This is a genomic window from Bibersteinia trehalosi USDA-ARS-USMARC-188 (assembly GCF_000521725.1).
GTDB classification, from domain to species: domain Bacteria; phylum Pseudomonadota; class Gammaproteobacteria; order Enterobacterales; family Pasteurellaceae; genus Bibersteinia; species Bibersteinia trehalosi.
Genome location: NZ_CP006954.1, coordinates 219,842 through 240,581 on the forward strand (window position 1 = coordinate 219,842; position 20,740 = coordinate 240,581).

A 20,740-nucleotide genomic window follows, 5' to 3' on the forward strand; every position below is an offset into this window, starting at 1 on the left:
TTACTAGATAATAACTCATTGTTTTTATAGTTATTTATCATTTGTTGACATATCTTTACAATTATTTGGTTGCGTTTTTTTTTTTTTTTTTATGATAAATAAGATTTAGCAGAATTTTAAGTTGTTATTTCGCTAAATCAAAAAATAATTAAAGTCTTATTCATAATTCCCTTTGGGCAATCTATTGATTGCCTATTTTTTTAGGGTTTAGGAATGAGGTTGGAATGTTACATATATAGGTATGTCGGCTATGAACAAAATTTTTAAAGTTGTTTGGAGTAATTCTACCAATAAATGGGTTGTTGTCTCTGAGTTGGCAACAACCTATGGTAAGAGTAAATCTTCAGTATCAATGGTTGCAGATACTTGCTCAAATAAATCTGCATTATTGGAAAATGTTTTTAAATTGAAATTTATAACATTATTGTTACTTTCTTCTATCCCAATGGCAGATGCAGCAGTTTCAATTGCTAATACAAATGGATATTCAATAAATCAGGGATCGTCAGCAACAGATGGAACAAATTCTATTAACGTTGGCGATAATTCAGGTAAACAACGTGCAGATGATTATATAGGCGAATCGTCCGACCCAAATGAAAATAAATTAAATGCTTATAATAAGCAAAAACCTGCTAATGCAAGTACTAATAATCGTAATAATACAGTGTCTTTGGGGACTTATGCCTATGCTTATGGGCATGACTCTATTGCTATCGGAACGAACTCCCAGGCTGTACATGATGTGCAAACAGCTAACAGAGTATTTAACTCTCGAAATTCTGTCAATGCAGGCGCCATTGCAATAGGTTTTCAAGCTATTGCTCGTGGTGACCAAACTGTTGCGTTAGGGTCACGTGCCACAGCTTATAATCGCCAAGCGACAGCAATTGGTAATGATAGCTATGCAATGGGAACAGGCTCAACAGCCATTGGTGGAGATGACTCGGGTTATACATGGGAAAGTCGCCAAACTTGGGCAGCGGAAGGAAATAATGAAGCAGGCTATAAAATAGCAGGTGGATTTAATCCAAGTAAAGAACCCGATGCAGAATGGTATCGACCATCAGCGGCAAGTGGTAATGGTGCAACCGTTGTTGGTGTACATAGCCAAGCTTTAAGTAAAGGTTCAACTGCATTAGGTGTTGCGGCAACAGCTGGTGATGGAGGACAAACATCTAGTATCTTGAAAGATGGGCAAGCAGAAGGCATTGACCCTTATAAAAATATTGAAGCTACGGCTGTTGGCGCATTAGCTAATGCAAAATATCGTAATACGACAGCCGTTGGTCATGCTGCAAAAGCGATTGGTGAATATTCTACTTCTGTGGGTGACGATGCAACAGCAAACGGCAAAAATTCATCAGCAATCGGAAAAAGTGCTACAGCTAATGGAGAGTATGCGGTTGCTATTGGTAATGCAGATACTGCTAAAGTAGAAGAGACTAAAACTCAAGCTAATGGCACCCGAGCCATTGCTGTTGGTACAGCTGCTAGAACTGATGGCGATGACACTATTGCTATTGGCACTAAAGCAAAAGCATTAAAGGCTAATAACACAGCAATCGGTGTTTCTGCAAATATAGAGCAAGCTGCTGGAACTGATAATATAGCTTTTGGTTCTGCAGCCAATGTAACCCGCGGTAGCAATAGTATCGTGATTGGTAAAGGGGCAAAAACTGAGGCTGTAAATGGTTCTTCGATCGCAATTGGCGATGGAGCAGTGATCACAAGTGGTGTACAAGGTAATGCTTATGCGATTGGTACAGGTGCAAAAGTTGAATCAACCTATGGTGGTATCGCGTTAGGTAATGGGGCGAAAATTACAAATTCTGATGGCAGTGGAGGGGCAGGGAATGGCTCTTCAGTTTCTATTGGCGAAGGCGCAGAAGCAACGGGCACACGAGCAATTTCTATCGGTTATAAGGCAAATACTACAGGTAATCAGGTAGACTCAATTGCTATTGGTTCAAATGCCGCAACGACAGGTACTAATAATATTGCTATTGGTAAAGATGCTAAAGCTAATGGTACCCAAGGTAACCAAATTGTTATGGGGACGAATTCTAGCGCAGTAGGTGATAAATCCATCGTATTGGGTTATGGAGCCAAAGCGGATGGTAATCAAGTTTCACAAATTATTATAGGAACAAATGCAACTGGTACAAATACTAGCCAATATAGTGTGGTAATGGGAGAACGTGCTACAGCTAGCCGTGAAAATTCAACGGTGTTAGGGCATCTTGCCAACTCAACTGTAGATGGTGGTGTAGCATTAGGTTCCGGCAGTATTTCTGACCGTCAGGCGGGCGGTTCGGCAACTGGTCATACATCAACCACTAAACCATATTATCCCGAAACGGCTAGTCAAAACCAAAAAGAAGCAATTAATGCAACTATTGCAACTACTGGTGCGGTGAGCGTTGGGTCAAGTTCGGTAAGACGCCAAATTACCCATCTTGCAGCAGGTGCAGAAGATAGCGATGCAGTGAATGTTGCGCAGCTAAAAGCAGCAGTATCTAAAGCAGTTGCAAGTAGTACTTGGTATATTCAAGAAAATGGAGTTGAGAAAGATGTCGTTAATAGCAGTGATGAGGTAAATTTTGCCAGCGGTATAGGCACTACAGCAAATGTTACCGTAGACTCTACAGGCAAAACTTCAACTGTTAAATATTCTGTGAATAAATCAAATTTAACAGTGGTATCTGATGGTACGGTAATGGCTCAAATTAATGGAGATAATTTTGCGACAGCCGAGCAAGTAGCATCAGCAATTAATAAGGCTGGCTTAAGTTTTAGTGGTGATGTTGCAGTAGATACAACAAATAAATTTGTTCGCCTCAATCAACAAGAAACTAAAGTGATTGGTGGCGTGACAGATAAAACTAAACTCGCTGATAACAATATCGGGGTTGTTTCAAATGGTCAAGATACATTAACGGTAAAATTATCGAAAAATTTAACCGCTTTAGAGAATGCTAGTTTTGGTATATCTGATAATGATAAAACTGTTATCAATAAAGATGGCATGATGATTACCAATGGCACTACAGTCATCAGCCTAACTGAAACGGGTTTAAATAATGGAGGAAATAAAGTCACCAATGTTGCAAATGGTACAAACGCCACAGATGCAGTGAATCTGCAACAATTAAATGCCAGCAAATCAGTAGTTAAAGCAGGCAATTACACTACAGTTACCAGCACCTCAGATGCCAATGGCACGGTTTATACGGTAAATGCTGAAAAATCCGTAGTAAAAGCGGGTAACAATGTCAATGTGACCACTGAAACTGATGGTAAAGGTTTAACCAACTATACGGTTAAAGTAGAAGGTGATCTTACCAATATCAGTAGCATCACCAACAACGGGACAACGATTAAATTAGATAATCAAAATGGGAATAAAACCGTTGATGTTGGCGGTGCAACCATTACTAATGTCGCTGCGGGTGTAAATTTAACGGATGCGGTGAATGTTGGTCAGTTGGAAAAAGTGAATGCAACGGCCAATGCGGGTTGGAATGTCACGACGAATAATGGCAATCAAACCTATAACGTGAAACCAAATGCCACGGTAGATTTAAGTAGCTCAGACGGCAATATTGTTATTGGTCAAAAAGACGGAAACATTACCTTTGCGCTAGCTGGTAACTTGAGCAATATCACGAATATTAGCAATGGTGATAACAACAGTATCCGTTTAGGTGATAACAACAATATCACAACCATTATTAGCAATGGTACGACCTTTACCTTTGGTGCGGGAAATACGACTGTAAATGTGAGTGGTAAAGCCGAGTTAGTTACGGGTACAAATAGCACTGATGTTGCGACCGTTGGCGATATTATTGAAACGATTAACAGTGTGTCTTGGACGCTTGCGGGTAATGGTGCCAATGTGAGCCAGATTAAAGCGGGTGATATCGTTAATTTTGTCGATGGTAAAAATACAAAAGCCTCTGCGAAAGTAAACAATGGTGCAACCGAGGTGACCTACAATGTTGAAGGTGATCTCACTAATATCACAAGTATTACGAATAACGGCACCACCATTAAGTTAGAAAATAAAGATGGTGATAAAGCGATTAATGTTGATGGCGCAACCATTACGAATGTTAAAGCGGGTGAGAACGGTACAGATGCCGTAAATCTGGATCAGTTAAACGCGAGCAAATCGGTGGTTAAAGCGGGCAACTACACCACAGTTACCAGCACCTCAGATGCCAATGGCACGGTTTATACGGTAAATGCTGAAAAATCGGTTGTTGTGGCAGGTACAAATGCCAATGTGACTACAACTACAGATGGTAAAGGGCTAACCACTTACAATGTAAGTGTAACGGGTGATTTAACTAACATTACCAGCATTACAAATAATGAAGGTAATAAATTAACCATTGGTAACGGCACTACGACAGTTGATGCAGGTAAAGCAAAAGTTAGCAATAATTCAAATGCAACAGATATTGCAACCGTTGGCGATATTGTGAATACCATCAACAATGTAAGCTGGGCTGTAGCCGGCAATGGTGCTGTAAAAGAAAATATTACCGCAGGTGAAGTGGTGAATTTTGTCAATGGCAACAATACTGTTGCTGTCGTGACAGCCAATACTTCAACTGGTGGTGCAGATGTTAAGTTTAATGTTGAAGGTGCATTAAGTAACATTACTTCTTTAACAAATAATAACGGTACACAAATCACCTTAGGTGATACCAACAACAATAATGTGGTAAATGTTAATGGTGCAAATATCACCAATGTTGCAAATGGTACAAACGCCACAGATGCGGTGAATCTGCAACAATTAAATGCCAGCAAATCAGTAGTTAAAGCAGGCAATTACACCACAGTTACCAGCATCTCAGATGCCAATGGCACGGTTTATACGGTGAATGCTGAAAAATCCGTAGTAAAAGCGGGTAATAATGTCAATGTGACCACTGAAACTGATGGTAAAGGTTTAACCAACTATACGGTGACAGTAGAAGGCGATCTCACCAACATCAGCAGTATCACCAACAACGGCACAACGATTAAAGTTGGCGTTGAAAATGGCAACAATACGGTCAATATTGGTGGCGCAACGATTACTGAAGTAAAAGCTGGGGTAAACGGCACGGATGCAGTGAATGTTGATCAGCTAGAGAAAGTGAATAGCACTGCAAATGCAGGCTGGAATGTGAGCACGAATAAAGGTGGAAAAACCTATAACGTGAAACCAAATGCTACGGTAGATTTACGTAATGCAGACGGCAACATTGTCATTAGCCAAGATAACGGTAATATCACCTTTGACCTTGCAGGTAAGCTAACCAACATCACTAATATCAGTAATGGTGATAATCACAGTATCCGTTTAGGCGATAACAACAATGTCACAACCATTGTTAATAATGGCACAACCTTTACTTTTGGCGAAGGTAATACCACAACTAACGCGACAACCGGCAAAGCAGAAGTCGCTTCAGGTAGTAATAATACCGATGTGGCAACTGTAGGGGATATTGTTGAAACCATCAATAATGTGTCTTGGACGGTCGCAGGCAATGGAAGCAATGTCAGTAAAATCAAGGCTGGTGATGTTGTTAATTTTGTAAATGGTAATAATACCGTTGCCGTGGTGAAATTAAATGAAACCACAAATGCAACGGATGTGACTTACCATGTCGAAGGTGATTTAACGAATATCACAAGTATCACTAATGGTAATACTTCTATTAAGTTAGGCGATGCTAACGGCAACAACACCGTGAATATCAACAACGCGACAATCAGCAATGTTGCACCGGGTGTAAACGGCACAGATGCAGTGAATGTTGATCAACTAGAGAAAGTTAATGCCACCGCAAATGCAGGCTGGACGATTACCACAAACGAAGGTAACGCGACTTACAATGTGAAACCAAATGCAACAGTGGATTTACGTAATGCAGATGGCAACATTGTGATTAGCCAAGACAACGGCAACATCACCTTTGACTTAAACAGCACCTTAACCATTGGAGGAAAAGGCAAAGATGGCGCAGACGGTAAAGACGGTCAGCTAGGTGTAGCCGGTAAAGATGGCGCAGATGGCGTAACTATCTATGGCAACGGCACGATTGGCATTAACGGTCGTGATGGAGTCGATGGCAAACCAGGTGCGAACGCTTCAGTAACAGTAGTTGAAGGCACCCCAGGTATCAACGGTAAAGACGGCGAAACGCTAACCCGTGTGGTTTATACCGATGCCAACGGCACAACGCATGAAATTGCTACCTTAGATGACGGCTTGAAATTCAAAGGCGATAAAGGAGAAGTGATTGCGAAGAAACTGGGTGAAATGTTAGAGATTATCGGTCGTACAGACGTGAATGCGAATGTGACAGATAAAAACTTACGTGTGGATAATGAAGAAGGTAAGTTAGTGCTGAAAATGGCGAAAGAGTTACAAGAAATTAACTCAATCAGCAACAATAACGGCACAACCATCACCTTAGGTGATGCCAATAACAACACCGTGAATATCAACAACGCGACAATCAGCAATGTTGCACCGGGTGTAAACGGCACAGATGCAGTGAATGTTGATCAACTAGAGAAAGTCAATGCCACCGCAAATGCGGGCTGGACGATTACCACAAACGAAGGTAACGCGACTTACAATGTGAAACCAAATGCAACAGTGGATTTACGTAATGCAGATGGCAACATTGTGATTAGCCAAGACAACGGCAACATCACCTTTGACCTAAACAGCACCTTAACCATTGGTGGAAAAGGCAAAGATGGCGCAGACGGTAAAGACGGTCAGCTAGGTGTAGCCGGTAAAGATGGCGCAGATGGCGTAACCATCTATGGCAACGGCACGATTGGCATTAACGGTCGTGATGGAGTCGATGGCAAACCAGGTGCGAACGCTTCAGTAACAGTAGTTGAAGGCACCCCAGGTATCAACGGTAAAGACGGCGAAACGCTAACACGTGTGGTTTATACCGATGCCAACGGCACAACGCATGAAATTGCCACCTTAGATGACGGCTTGAAATTCAAAGGCGACACAGGTGAAGTGATTGCGAAGAAACTGGGCGAAACGTTAGAGATTATCGGCCGTACAGCAGAAACTGCGAATGTGACAGATAAAAACTTACGTGTGGATAATGAAAACGGTCAGTTAGTGATCAAGATGGCAAGCGACCTGCGAGACATCAACAATATCACCAGCAGCAATGGCAAGACCACGATTACGCTAAGTGATAGCAATGGCAACAACACCGTGAATATCAACAACGCGACAATCAGCAATGTTGCACCGGGTGTAAACGGCACAGATGCAGTGAATGTTGATCAGCTAGAGAAAGTCAATGCCACAGCAAATGCGGGCTGGTTTATGACGACAAATCACGGTGACAAGTCCTTTAATGTGAAACCGAACGCAAGCGTAGACTTGAGAACGGCAAATAACAATCTTGTTATCACCCAAGAGGATGGCAATATCACCTTTGGCTTGAGCAATAACCTGAACCTAACATCAAACGGCTCAGTCACTATTGGTAATACAACGATTGATAATAGTGGTTTAACCATTAAAGATGGTCCAAGTATTACCGAAAATGGTGTAGATGCCGGTGATAAGAAAGTGACGAATGTTAGCAACGGCACAATCAGCGCAGAGAGCAAAGACGCCATCAACGGCAGCCAGCTCTATGCAGTGAAACAAATCGCAGAAGCCGGCTGGAACTTATCGGTAAATGAGGGAGAAGACGCAGGCAATGTGGCACCGGGTGCGAATGTTGATTTGCGTAATAGTGACGGCAATATCGAGATTAGCAAAGACGCGAATAACGTCACCTTCAATTTAGCGAAAGACATCAAGGTAGATACCTTAAAAGCGAACACAAGCGTCACCGTGGGCAATGACACCGTTCATACTTCAATCATGAACAATGGCATCACAGTGAAAGGTGAAAATAGTACCGTAATCCTAACCGATAAAGGTTTAGATAATGGCGGCAACAAAATCACCAATGTTGCAGCAGGAACGAATGCAACAGACGCAGTGAATGTCAGCCAATTGAACAGCACGATTGCAGGCGTTCAATGGAAACTGACCGGTAACAATGACAATGCAAACGCAACAACCGTAGGCAGCCAAACCGTCAGCTTCAACGACAGCGAATCGGTGAAAGCTAATGTGGATGGCGTGAATGTCAGCTTTGCGGTGAAAAGTGGTGATATTTCACCAGTGGCAGATGGTTCAGTATTTGCAGATAGCACAAACGGCAGCGTAGCAACAGTAGGTGATGTGGCAAATGCCATTAACAATGCAGGCTGGAAAACAACATTAAGTGATGGCAACACAACCTTGATTACCCCAAGTGATGTGGTGAACTTCAACAATGGCGTGGGTACAACAGCGAATGTTGTCACAAATGCTAATGGTGGGATTGATGTCAGCTTCAATGTGAACAAAACAGCATTAACCGTGTCCGATGGTAACATTGCTAACCCAGACGGTTCAAACGTAAATAGTGGTGCAGTGGTTAGCCCAGATACGAATAATGCAAATCACTTTGTGACTGCAGGCGATTTGGCTAACACCTTGAACTCAATTGGCTGGAATGTTAATTCAACAGCGGTTGAAGGTTCAACGGGCAAAGTCACAGAAGATAGCGATAGCACAGCAACGAAAGTCAGCGCGGGTAATACTGTAAATATCAATGCGGGTAACAACATTGAAATCACCCGTAACGGTGCAAATGTTGCAATTGCCACCTCAATGACCCCAACCTTCAACACAGTTCAAGTGGGTGGTTCTACAGGTCCTGTGCTCGGTGCAACAGAAGATGGTCATGTAAGAGTGGGGAAAGCAGATGGCTCAGCAGCACGTATCACAAACGTGGCACCAGGTGTTGATGGCACTGATGCAGTGAATGTAGATCAATTAAAAGCGGGTCTAGGCAATGTTCATAACCACATTGGTAAAGTAGACAGAAACCTCCGTGCAGGTATCGCAGGTGCGAACGCAGCAGCAGGCTTACCACAGGTTTATATCCCGGGTAAATCGATGGTAGCCGCCGCGGCAGGTACCTTCAAAGGTCAAAGTGCAGTTGCCGTGGGTTACTCACGTGCAAGCGACAACGGTAAAGTTATCTTGAAACTACAAGGTAATGCGAATACCCGAGGAGACTTTGGTGGTTCTGTTGGTGTAGGTTATCAATGGTAATCTCGCCAAAAGAAGATAAATAAGCGAAAACGGAGAGCTTAGGCTCTCCGTTTTTTTATGGGCGGTATAATCGACATTTATGTAGTATGACTGTGCAAGCGATTCGTATTACACAATTTTTTGCAAAATTTTAGTAAGAAACAGTCGCTTGTTGTTTATAGTTTATCTGCGTGATGAATTAATACAAACCGTTCCCAAAGTTGTTCTTCGCTTTCAATATTTTCGGGATCGGTAATAATGCAGTTATTGATCGGGCAAACTTTCTGGCAGGTTGGCGTTTCGTAGTGTCCAACGCATTCAGTGCAGAGTGCAGGGTCAATAACGTAGATTTCTTCTCCCATCGAAATAGCCTGATTGGGGCATTCCGGTTCGCACATGTCGCAGTTTGTGCATTTGTGGGTGATGAGTAACGCCATAGCAAAATGTTTAGTGAAGTTTCCAAAAGGCGGGCATTATCTACGATCCACTATACATTGTCCATTGATAAAACCACTCTTTTAGCCTATCATTTAAACTGAGTTTTTGGGGGAATCATGTCTAATTTTGCTTATCTTCAACACAAGCGTAAACAGCTTAATCTAAAAGTAAACGATATTTGTCAGCAAGCAGGCGTTACTAGAGCCTACTTTAACCAGCTGGTAAGTGGGAAAATTAAAAATCCGAGTGCCGCAAAGCTACAGGCCTTGCATAAGACGCTGGAGATTGTTGATGAGCCTTCTTTGCGTGTTGGTGTGATTTTTGGGAAGTTTTATCCGGTGCATACAGGGCATATCAATATGATCTACGAGGCATTTAGCAAAGTTGATATGCTACATGTTGTGGTTTGTACCGATACTGAGCGCGATTTACAACTCTTCCACGATAGTAAAATGAAACGTATGCCGACCAACGAAGATAGGCTACGTTGGATGCAGCAGATTTTTAAATATCAACAAAAGCAGATCATTATTCATCATTTAAATGAAGACGGTATTCCAAGCTATCCGAATGGCTGGGAAGGCTGGGCAAATCGGGTAAAAGAATTGTTTCAAGAAAAGAATATTCAGCCTAGCATTGTCTTTAGCAGTGAAATACAAGATAAAGTACCGTATGAGCAATATCTTGGCTTAGAAGTTCATTTGGTTGATCCAGAGCGAAGTTCGTTTAATGTTTCTGCGACGAAAATTCGTAATAATCCTTTCCAATACTGGCGTTTTATTCCGAAAGAGGTTCGCCCGTTTTTTGTAAAAACAATCGCCATTTTAGGTGGAGAAAGCAGTGGTAAGAGTGTATTGGTTAGTAAACTAGCTAATGTGTTTAATACAACCTCAGCTTGGGAATATGGGCGAGAGTTTGTTTTTGAGCAGCTTGGTGGAAATGAGCAAGCAATGCAATATTCAGATTACCCGCAAATGGCATTAGGGCATAAACGTTATGTTGATTTTGCGATGAAACAAGCCCATAAAGTGGCAATTATTGATACTGACTATATTACGACTCAGGCATTTTGTATCCAATATGAGGGTAAAGCGCATCCGTTCTTAGATTCTATGATCAAAGAGTATCCGTTTGATGTGACGATTTTGTTGTCAAATAATACCAAATGGGTGGATGACGGCTTACGTAGTCTTGGTTCGCAGAAGCAACGTCAGGCATTTCAGCAGCTGTTAAAAAAATTGCTGGAGAAATATAAAGTGCCTTACATCGAAATTGAATCGCCGAGCTATTTAGATCGCTATAATCAAACTAAACAGATTATTGAAGCGATTTTGAATGAAGAGCCAATTTCATTGACATTTAAAACTGATAACGAGAAGAAAGAATGATACTGTTTGCGGGCGATCCACATGGAAGTTACGCTCATCTTTACCCCTTTGTGCAAGAGCAGGAAAATGTAGCCTTAGTCATTTTAGGCGATTTGCAGCTAACTACGCCAGGTGAGTTAGACCAACTGGCGCAGCACTGTGATATTTGGTTTATCCATGGTAATCATGATAGTAAAACAGTGCAGGCGTTTGATGCAATTTGGGGATCAGAATGGAAACAGCGTAATTTGCATAGCCGAGTTGTTGATATCCAAGGGGTTAAAATTGCAGGGTTAGGCGGCGTTTTCCGCGGGCACATTTGGATGCCTCCTCACCGCCCAATGTTTTTTGATCCAATCCATTATTGTCAATATTGTCCACAGGAGCGTATTTGGCGAGGCGGTGTTCCATTACGCCATCGTTCCTCTATTTTTCCATCAGATATTGAAAATTTGGAACAGCAGCAAGCCGATATATTGATTACTCATGAGGCACCGCGTCCGCATCCACAAGGATTCTCCGTAATTAATCAATTGGCGCGTAAAATGGGGGTGAAGAAAATATTCCATGGCCATCACCACGATAATTTTGATTACCGTCCAATTAATCGTAATAAAGCTTGCGAGATCTTTAATATTGGCTTTCGTAGTTTAGCAGATATTAATGGTAACTATTTATTGGTTGGCGTAGATGATAGGGATCTCAAATAATGGCAAAAGTAGGCTTAGTACTAGAAGGCGGCGCGATGCGGGGGATGTTTACCGCAGGAGTGCTGGATGTATTTTTAGATGAAGCTATTCAAATTGACGGCATTGTTGCCGTGTCTGCTGGCGCGTTATTTGGGGTAAATTTCCCGTCAAAACAACGTGGGCGGGCATTACGTTATAACCTGCGTTTTCTTACGAATCCGCGCTATATTGGGTTCCGTAATTGGTTACGAGAGGGTAATGTAGTTGGGCGAGATTTCGCTTTTTACGATGTGCCATTCAAGCTAGATATTTTTGATAATCAGACATTTAAGCAATCAAAAATCCCCTTTTATGCTACGCTTACTAATGTATCAACCGGCAAAGCAGAGTATCATCAAATTCACGATGTCTTTGAACAAATGGAAACATTACGAGCAACCTCAGCACTCCCTTTCTTTTCTAAGATGGTTGAAGTTAATGGGCAAAAATATCTTGATGGTGCAGAAGCCGATAGTATACCTTTAAATTTTTGCCAACAGCTTGGTTTTGACAAAATTATTGTAGTTTTAACGCGTCCTGCTAATTATCGTAAAGCACCTGCTTTGCAGTGGTTAAATAAATTGGTTTATGGTAAATACCCTAATTTAGTAAACACGATGAATAATCGCTACGCTGATTATAATCAGCGTATTGAACAAATTAATCAATTGGGTGAGCAAGGTGATATTTTTGTTTTGCGTCCGTCACAAAAGATAGCGATAAAACGTTTAGAAAATGACCCCAAGAAGATCCAAGCAATGTATGAGCTCGGGATAAGAGATGCAACCGCGCAAATGCCGCTGTTGAAAACATACCTTACAACCTAACCGTGAATGCCCGCTATCAAGCGGGTATTTTTTCATTAAATTCTGCAAATTGTGGTAGTAACTGCACAATCAGTCGTAGTTGCTGTATTAAGACTAGCGACTGTGCATTTAACTGTGTTTTATATGTTTGTTCAAGTTGCTTAATTTGTTGATCTATTTGTTCAATTTCAGTGTGGCAATTTTGTTGCTGAGCAATTCTCTCCAGAATAATTGCAATTAATTTGCTCTGTTTGAAAAATGCGCTGGCAAAATCAATATGTTGGTTGATCTCTGCACCTTCTTGGCGGTGAGCGGCCAGTGCTGAAATATAGCTGAGCAATGTGTAATTGAGCCCTAGTAATGTCGGCGCAATGGTAAGCGTTTTAGAGTATTTTTTTGGCTCTTCTGTAATATGAGAGACTGCGGTGCTTAATGCTGCCGCAGCATTTTGTGCAGCACGCCGTGCGATGCGATAGCTAAAGAGATCTCGATAGCCGAATTGAAGCTGGGCGATAATGTGTCGTAAATATGTCGCACAACTTTGTAAAGATGTTGCCACATTTTGCTGTAAATTGAGGTACTTCCAATCTGGCCACAAATAAGCCACAGCAATCCAAGCAATGCCAGCGCCAAGTAGTGTGTCGAATACTCTGGGTAAGATGGCGCTATTTGCGCCAAAACCGACAACATCAAAACTGACTAGAACTTGAATTGTAATAAAAAAAGTAGAGAAGCTATAGTTATTTGTACGAAACAAGAAAAACAGCGTACTTGACGCCACAATAATGCCCAATTGTGCTTCTAACGTTGGCGAGAGATAACGCAATGACATGCCAACGATCACCCCTAAAATTGTGCCGATTATCCGTTGGATAAGGCGTTTTTTGGTAGCAGAATAATTTGGCTGACACACAAGAATAGCGGTGAGTAAAATCCAATAGCCTTGTTCTATATGGAAGAATTCAACGAGCGAACTAGCGATAAAAACCACTATGGATAAGCGTACGGCATGGCGGAATAATTGTGAGCGAAAATGACATTGGCTTCGTACTGCTTGCAACATATTACGCCAACCTGAAACATTTTCAGCGATCAAGCGGGCTGATTTTACTGATTTTTTGCTATTAGGCGTATGATTTTCTAGCTGGGCAAGTTGTCCTTCAATATGCCGCAGATTATCTATAATAGATTGTAGTTTATGTAGCTGTTGAGCTTTATTTTGTTTATGGAAAGTCATGGAATGGGCTAGCCCAGCAAGAACTCTTTCACCGCGAGTATTATGCGTATAAACAGTGTTATGGCGTAATGCGTTGGCAATTTGTTGGCAGGCTATGGCTTGTAATTCCAGAATGCGTTGTAGGCGGAAGATAAGATCACTATTTTGCCAGCCATCAAAAAGTTTTTGATATTCAGAATGGCTTGAACCTGCACGTTCCCAAATATCTTGTGCGGTGAAAAAATAGCGTAACATTTTCTGTGTTCTTAAATGGCGGTGTTGCCCACGTAAGCGGTAAAAAAGTGAGACTCGTGCTTTGTCTAATGTACTCATCACGATGCTATTCGCTTTAGCTAGGGCAAGCTGCTTCTGCGGTAGATTGTCTGTGTCATCAGGATCAAAAAAATCGGCTTTAATTTGTAGATATTGACTCAGCGCCTCATAGTATTGCGCCATATTTTCTTGTACAGCTCGGTTTGGGAAAAGTAGATAAATAATAACGGCCACAAGCCCATAAATTAGGGTGCCAAATAAAATCAATAGTGTATTTGAATACCAAGCGACGTCAGGTGTGTAACTGAGTGTAGTATAGATAGCCACAAGCAGAGTACCAAATGCAATAGTGCTATAGCGTTGCCCGATTGCGCCTAGCATAATGACAATAAAAGTAATGATTGTGATCAAGGGGATAAATAACCAACTATGTGTAAGCGCAAGCTGTGAGCTAAGTGAAGAAATCGCAAAAGCAATTAAGGTAAATAGTAGGTTTGCAATTCGGCCTGTAAGGCGATTATCTAAGTCAGATAAACCAGCAGCAATAATGCCGAGTACAAGTGGCATAGTATGTTGTGAAATATTAAGTTGCCAAATAACGAATGCAGCGAGATTGGCGGCAAAAAAGATAGGCAATGTGCCAATAAGATTGGCATTTAACCAATATAATGGTAGTTTATGGCGTAAGGTATTCATAATAAGCGGTCGGTTTAGGGCAATATTCTGCAAATGCGTGCTATATAATGAAATAGAAAAAACCCCGAACAGAGTCGGGGCTTATGCTTTAAAGACAAGATTATTTAAATTCGTAACGATGAATTGTTTTTAAATCTGCATCTTCATGGTTGTATTCGTCAGTCACGTTCACACGCGCGCCTACAGCGGCGTGAGCATCATATTTACGAGTCATGGTGACTAATTCACCGTTGTCTTTTTGTACAACTAATTCAACAACTTCAGGTGATAAATCTTTGCTCGATAAAATTGTTGCATTGCCTTTTGTCGAGTAAACATCCTGAGTACAAGCCGCCAATGCAGCGCCCATTAATACAACAAGAGAAAGTTTTTTCATTGTGTTTCCTTAAATTTAAAAGGTTAATAATTATAAAAGGGAAACGTTGAGATCGGAGCTAGAGCCTACGATTCTAACACGTTTTCCAGGAACAAAACCGTCCTCTTTCTTTTGAACGACAACGATTTCTTGTCCATCATCTTTGCGAATTACCATTTCTAATGAAGAAACTTGATTCGCTTTTTCTTCTACTGTGCTACCGATCATTGCACCAGCAATTGCACCTACTGCACTTGCTACTGCTGAGCCTCGTCCACCACCGATAGTTGAGCCAGCAATACCACCTAGTACGCCACCACCAACCGTACCAATTGCACCAGAGCTATCCGCTTGGATTTTTACTTCACGTACAGAAACGATAGTACCGTAATTAATAGAACGGGCTTCTTTTGCTTGGTCACCGCGATAAACATTACCACTGTAAATATCCGTATTTGCACAGCCAGCTAAAGTTAAACTTGCTATTAATGCCGCAGCTAATCCAAATTTTTTCATATTCTTTATTCTCCAATAGAGTTAAGGACGCCCAAAACTAGAAAATATCAGGCTATTTATAACACAATGCGATTGTTTAAGACAAGAATTATTGTAATTAGTTGCATCGTTTAAATTAATTTTGCCGACAAATTTCTTGTATTGAATAAGGATGTAATTTTAGCGCGCAGAAATTATAAAATTCTTTATTAAGCGAAATGGCAATACTTGGGTTTGGCAATAATTCCCCTGCTACCTGAGGCTGACTAATTTTTAGATGAATTTGCAAATTTTCTTGTAAATTCCACCGCTTGCAGCAACGTTCAATCCACTGCTCCACGCTTTCATTTTCCTGCATAGGTACGACAATCTCAATATGTTCCCAGCCTTCTTGTGGGTAAGTTTTGCCTTTGGGAAAAGGAAGTTCAATAATAGAGACGGATTGGTTGCAAAAAATGAGTGGTTGATTGAGGATAAATAATCCGATAAGGCGACCGTTTACCTCGCTTTCTTTTAAAATTGTCGCATCGGTTAATAACATTTCTCGCCATATTTTTGCAGTTTCAAGTTGATTCATTCTAACTGCAAGATGATCGATTTCAAACTGGCTTAAATCAATGCCACAAATTTCAGCGATTTGTTGAATTTTCTGCTCAAATTCAGCCAAATTACCAAAACAAGCGGTCAATTTGTGGGAAAAATCTGCATTTTCTTGTATCATAGACGGCATTTTTCACTTGTTAAAATTAGGAATTTATTTTGAATATTCAGCATATTTTATCTGAAAAAGTAAAATCGGCAATGATTGCAGCAGGGGCGGCAAATGATGTTGAGCCGTTAGTGCGCCAATCTGGTAAAGTGCAATTTGGTGATTATCAAGCTAACGGTATCATGGGTGCTGCGAAAAAATTAGGGTTAAATCCACGAGAGTTTGCACAAAAAACCTTAGAACATTTAGATTTATCCGATATCGCAGAGAAACTAGAAATTGCTGGGCCGGGGTTTATTAACATTTTCTTAAAACCACAATGGTTGGCGCAGAATGCAGATTTAGCCTTACAAGCGGTCAATTTCGGCATAAAAACAGCAAATCCACAAACTGTCGTGGTGGATTACTCTTCCCCCAATGTGGCAAAAGAGATGCACGTCGGGCATTTGCGTTCAACCATTATCGGTGATGCCGTGGTGCGTGCGTTGGAATTTATGGGCAATAATGTGATTCGTGCCAACCACGTGGGCGACTGGGGAACGCAATTTGGTATGCTTATCGCTTATCTTGAAAAAATGGAAAACGAACATGCCAGCGCAATGGAATTAAGTGATTTAGAAGCTTTTTACCGTGCTGCGAAAGAGCATTATGACAGCGATGCCGATTTTGCCGAAAAAGCGCGTGGTTATGTGGTGAAATTACAAGGTGGTGATGCGTATTGTCGCACAATGTGGAAAAAGCTCGTGGATATGACAATGAGCCAAAACCAACGTAACTATGAACGCTTAAATGTGACGCTCACCGAAAACGATGTGATGGGTGAAAGCCTTTACAATCCAATGTTACCTGAAATTGTGGCAGATTTGAAAGCACAAGGCTTAGCGGTGGAAGATGATGGGGCGTTGGTGGTTTACCTTGATGAATTTAAAAATAAAGAAGGTGAACCTATGGGTGTGATCGTGCAGAAAAAAGATGGCGGCTTCCTTTATACCACCACTGACATTGCAGCCGCAAAATATCGTTTCCATACTTTACACGCAGACCGCGCATTAGTTTTCTCAGACACTCGCCAAAGCCAACATATGCAACAGGCGTGGTTAATTACCCGTAAAGCAGGTTATGTGCCAGAGAGTTTCAGCCTTGAACATCACAACTTCGGTATGATGCTAGGCAAAGATGGTAAGCCATTTAAAACTCGCACAGGTGGTACGGTAAAACTGGTGGATTTGCTTGATGAAGCTGAAGAGCGTGCGGAAAAATTGATTCGTGAGAAAAATCCAGCATTGAGCGAAACAGAATTGCGTGCAGTGGTAGAAGCGGTGGGCATTGGCTCGGTGAAATATGCTGACCTTGCGAAAAATCGCACGACTGATTATGTGTTTGACTGGGACAATATGCTGAGCTTTGAAGGCAATACTGCACCTTATATGCAATATGCTTATACCCGTATCCGTTCTATTTTTAGCCGAGCGGGGATTGACGCTGACAGCGTTGTTGGCGACATTGCGATCAATGAAGAAAAAGAACGTGCATTAGCGGTTAAATTACTGCAATTTGAAGAAGCGGTATCCACAGTGGCAAAAGACGGGACACCGCACGTACTTTGCCAATATATTTATGAATTAGCTGGAATTTTCTCTTCATTCTATGAGGCTTGTCCAATTTTGAATGCGGAGGAAAATGTGAAAAGCAGCCGTTTAAAATTAGCTAATTTAACGGCGAAAACCTTAAAACAAGGGTTGGATTTGTTAGGCATTAAGACAGCTGAGAAGATGTAGTTAGCTTTTTGTTAATTGCTTAAAATCTGCTTGATTAGGGTGCGATATTTGTGATATATTTCGCACCCTATTTGCATAGGGCAAGTAGATTCGTCCCGAAAGGGTGTTTTTTTTATTTAACGGAGCACTAATATGATCCAAGAACAGACTATGCTGGATGTTGCTGATAACTCAGGGGCTCGTAGCGTAATGTGTATCAAGGTTCTAGGTGGCTCGCACCGTCGTTACGCTGCTATCGGCGATATCATCAAAGTTACCGTGAAGGAAGCAATTCCACGTGGTAAAGTAAAAAAAGGTGATGTGTTAAAAGCAGTTGTGGTGCGCACCAAGAAGGGTGTTCGTCGCCCAGATGGCGCTGTTATTCGCTTCGATGGTAACGCTTGTGTAATTTTAAATAATAACACTGAGCAACCAATCGGTACTCGTATTTTTGGACCTGTGACTCGTGAACTTCGTTCTGAGAAGTTTATGAAGATCATCTCTTTGGCTCCAGAAGTACTGTAAGGAGAAGTGAAAAATGGCATCTAAAATCCGTCAAAATGACGAAGTGATCGTTCTTACCGGTAAAGATAAAGGTAAGCGTGGCAAGGTAACTAAAGTGTTACCAAACGGTAAAGTGGTTGTTGAAGGTATTAATATCGTAACTAAACACGAAAAACCAGTTCCTGCATTAGGCAAGGCTGGCGGTTTAGTGAAAAAAGAAGCAGCAATTGACGTATCAAACGTTGCGATCTTTAACCCTGAAACAAATAAAGCTGACCGTGTAGGATTTAGATTTGAAGATGGTAAAAAAGTACGTTTCTTCAAATCTAACGAGAAAACTATTTAATTAACTGGAGTAATGTGATGGCGAAACTGCATGATTACTACAGAGATACAGTAGTTAATGAATTAAAAGCAAAATTCAACTACTCATCTGTCATGCAAGTCCCACGAATCGAAAAGATTACCCTGAATATGGGTGTGGGTGAAGCATTGACCGACAAAAAACTGTTAGATAACGCAGTAGCGGATTTAGCAGCAATCAGCGGTCAAAAACCTTTAGTAACTAAAGCTCGCAAATCTGTTGCAGGCTTTAAAATCCGTCAAGGGTATCCAATCGGTTGCAAAGTGACCCTACGTGGTGAACGTATGTGGGAATTCTTTGAAAGATTGATTACTATCGCTGTTCCACGTATCCGTGACTTCCGTGGTTTAAACGCTAAGTCATTTGATGGTCGTGGTAATTACAGTATGGGTGTTCGTGAACAAATCATTTTCCCTGAAATCGACTACGATAAAGTAGATCGTGTGCGTGGTTTAGATATTACTATCACCACTACAGCGAAAAGTGATGAAGAAGGTCAGGCTTTATTAGCGGCTTTCAATTTCCCATTCCGTAAATAAGGTAGGTTATCGTGGCAAAACAATCAATGATCGCACGCGATGTGAAACGTGCTAAATTAGCTGATAAATTTTACGCGAAACGTCAAGAGCTGAAAAAAATCATTTCTGATGTGAATGCTTCTGACGAAGACCGTTGGGCAGCAGTGTTAAAATTACAAACACTTCCACGTGATTCAAGCCCAAGCCGTCAGCGTAATCGTTGCCGCCAAACTGGTCGTCCACATGGTGTACTTCGTAAGTTTGGTTTAAGCCGTATTAAGGTTCGTGAAGCTGCTATGCGTGGCGAAATCCCGGGTCTTAAGAAAGCAAGCTGGTAATAACCTCTTTTAATTTGGAATCATGGGAGTAAATACATGAGCATGCAAGATCCAATCGCAGATATGCTGACCCGTATTCGTAACGGTCAAGCTGCGAATAAAGTTGCAATCAGTATGCCTTCATCTAAGTTAAAAGTTGCTATTGCAAATGTTTTAGCTGAAGAAGGTTATATCGAAAGCGTTAAAGTTGTTGAGGGTGTTAAACCTGAACTGGAAATTACTTTAAAATATTTCCAAAACAAACCAGTTGTAGAAAGTATTCAACGTGTGAGCCGCCCTGGTTTACGTATTTATAAACGTAAAGATGAATTACCAAAAGTAATGGGTGGTTTAGGTATCGCAGTTGTTTCTACTTCTAAAGGTGTAATGACCGACCGTGCTGCACGTCAAGCAGGCCTCGGCGGTGAAATTATCTGTTACGTAGCATAATAGTGAGGTAGGAAAATATGTCTCGTGTTGCAAAGGCACCTGTTAATGTTCCTGCCGGTGTTGAAGTTAAACTCAACGGTCAGCTATTAACAGTTAAAGGTAAAAACGGCGAGTTATCTCGTGAAATTCACAATGCAGTTGAAGTAAAATTTGATGCTAACGTGTTTACTTTTGCACCAAAAGATGAGACTGCTCAAGCAAACGCTTTAGCAGGTACAACTCGTGCATTAGTAAACAACATGGTTATCGGTGTTACCGAGGGCTTTACTAAGAAATTGCAATTAGTGGGTGTTGGTTACAGAGCACAAATGAAAGGCAATTCTGTTGCTTTAAGTTTAGGTTTTTCTCACCCAGTAGAACACGCTCTACCAGCTGGTGTAACTGGTGAATGTCCATCACAAACAGAAATTGTTCTGAAAAGTGCTGACAAACAGTTGATCGGTCAAGTAGCAGCAGATATTCGTGCATACCGCAAACCTGAGCCTTATAAAGGTAAAGGTGTACGTTACGCTGATGAAGTTGTACGTACTAAAGAAGCGAAGAAAAAGTAAGGTAAG

16 protein-coding genes are annotated in these 20,740 nt (G+C 41.3%); 11 read left to right on the forward strand and 5 right to left on the reverse strand.

Annotated features, from left to right (window positions below; all coding sequences use genetic code 11):
- Positions 1–250: 250 nt before the first annotated feature.
- The gene (locus F542_RS01050; RefSeq protein WP_081733482.1) at positions 251–9,211 is read left to right on the forward strand and encodes a YadA-like family protein; all 8,961 of its coding nucleotides are present in this window, start codon (positions 251–253) and stop codon (positions 9,209–9,211) included.
- Between the two features lie 155 nt (positions 9,212–9,366).
- Here F542_RS01050 and F542_RS01055 read toward each other — a convergent pair whose 3' ends face one another.
- A complete protein-coding gene (locus F542_RS01055) occupies positions 9,367–9,627 on the reverse strand; it encodes a YfhL family 4Fe-4S dicluster ferredoxin (protein ID WP_025266713.1) in 261 nt (86 codons plus the stop codon).
- A 117-nt stretch (positions 9,628–9,744) separates the two neighbouring features.
- On the opposite strand from F542_RS01055, the gene nadR reads away from it, so the two are divergent.
- The 3 genes from nadR to F542_RS01070 are packed head-to-tail and all read left to right on the forward strand — an operon-like array spanning position 9,745 to position 12,550.
- The gene (nadR, locus tag F542_RS01060) at positions 9,745–11,016 is read left to right on the forward strand and encodes a multifunctional transcriptional regulator/nicotinamide-nucleotide adenylyltransferase/ribosylnicotinamide kinase NadR (protein ID WP_015433448.1); all 1,272 of its coding nucleotides are present in this window, start codon (positions 9,745–9,747) and stop codon (positions 11,014–11,016) included.
- Positions 11,013–11,705, forward strand: a complete 693-nt coding sequence (locus tag F542_RS01065) for a metallophosphoesterase family protein (protein WP_015433447.1) — start codon at positions 11,013–11,015, stop codon at positions 11,703–11,705. The genes nadR and F542_RS01065 overlap by 4 nt, the downstream gene beginning before the upstream one ends.
- Positions 11,705–12,550 (forward strand): patatin-like phospholipase family protein, encoded by an 846-nt coding sequence (locus tag F542_RS01070; RefSeq protein WP_015433446.1) that lies wholly within the window; start codon positions 11,705–11,707, stop codon positions 12,548–12,550. Before F542_RS01065 ends, F542_RS01070 begins: the two co-directional genes overlap by 1 nt.
- A 16-nt stretch (positions 12,551–12,566) precedes the next feature.
- On the opposite strand, the gene yccS is transcribed toward F542_RS01070, so the two are convergent.
- The 4 genes from yccS to F542_RS01090 form a co-directional block, all read right to left on the reverse strand.
- Entirely contained in the window at positions 12,567–14,714 is a 2,148-nt protein-coding gene (yccS, locus tag F542_RS01075) for a YccS family putative transporter (RefSeq protein WP_025266714.1), read from the reverse strand.
- Between the two features lie 100 nt (positions 14,715–14,814).
- Positions 14,815–15,090, reverse strand: coding sequence for a hypothetical protein (locus F542_RS01080; RefSeq protein ID WP_015433444.1), 276 nt, complete (start codon positions 15,088–15,090; stop codon positions 14,815–14,817).
- 30 nt (positions 15,091–15,120) lie between these two features.
- Positions 15,121–15,585, reverse strand: a complete 465-nt coding sequence (locus tag F542_RS01085) for an outer membrane lipoprotein (protein ID WP_015433443.1) — start codon at positions 15,583–15,585, stop codon at positions 15,121–15,123.
- 115 nt (positions 15,586–15,700) lie between these two features.
- Entirely contained in the window at positions 15,701–16,285 is a 585-nt protein-coding gene (locus F542_RS01090) for a VOC family protein (protein ID WP_015433442.1), read from the reverse strand.
- A 38-nt stretch (positions 16,286–16,323) separates the two neighbouring features.
- Here F542_RS01090 and argS point away from each other — a divergent pair, with 38 nt between their 5' ends.
- The 7 genes from argS to rplF all read left to right on the forward strand — a co-directional run bounded on the left by argS (position 16,324) and on the right by rplF (position 20,734).
- Positions 16,324–18,051, forward strand: coding sequence for an arginine--tRNA ligase (argS, locus tag F542_RS01095; protein ID WP_015433441.1), 1,728 nt, complete (start codon positions 16,324–16,326; stop codon positions 18,049–18,051).
- A gap of 132 nt (positions 18,052–18,183) precedes the next feature.
- On the forward strand, positions 18,184–18,555 hold the full coding sequence (gene rplN / locus F542_RS01100) for a 50S ribosomal protein L14 (protein ID WP_005711998.1): 372 nt from the start codon (positions 18,184–18,186) through the stop codon (positions 18,553–18,555).
- A 13-nt stretch (positions 18,556–18,568) separates the two neighbouring features.
- On the forward strand, positions 18,569–18,880 hold the full coding sequence (gene rplX / locus F542_RS01105; protein WP_015433440.1) for a 50S ribosomal protein L24: 312 nt from the start codon (positions 18,569–18,571) through the stop codon (positions 18,878–18,880).
- Positions 18,881–18,897: 17 nt separating this feature from the next.
- Positions 18,898–19,437 carry a 50S ribosomal protein L5 gene (gene rplE / locus F542_RS01110; protein WP_025216414.1) on the forward strand — a complete coding sequence of 180 codons (540 nt, stop codon included), beginning with the start codon at positions 18,898–18,900 and terminating at the stop codon, positions 19,435–19,437.
- A gap of 11 nt (positions 19,438–19,448) precedes the next feature.
- Entirely contained in the window at positions 19,449–19,754 is a 306-nt protein-coding gene (gene rpsN / locus F542_RS01115; RefSeq protein ID WP_015433438.1) for a 30S ribosomal protein S14, read from the forward strand.
- Between the two features lie 36 nt (positions 19,755–19,790).
- Positions 19,791–20,183 carry a 30S ribosomal protein S8 gene (rpsH, locus tag F542_RS01120; protein WP_006250025.1) on the forward strand — a complete coding sequence of 131 codons (393 nt, stop codon included), beginning with the start codon at positions 19,791–19,793 and terminating at the stop codon, positions 20,181–20,183.
- 17 nt (positions 20,184–20,200) lie between these two features.
- A complete protein-coding gene (gene rplF / locus F542_RS01125; RefSeq protein WP_015433437.1) occupies positions 20,201–20,734 on the forward strand; it encodes a 50S ribosomal protein L6 in 534 nt (177 codons plus the stop codon).
- Positions 20,735–20,740: the final 6 nt, after the last annotated feature.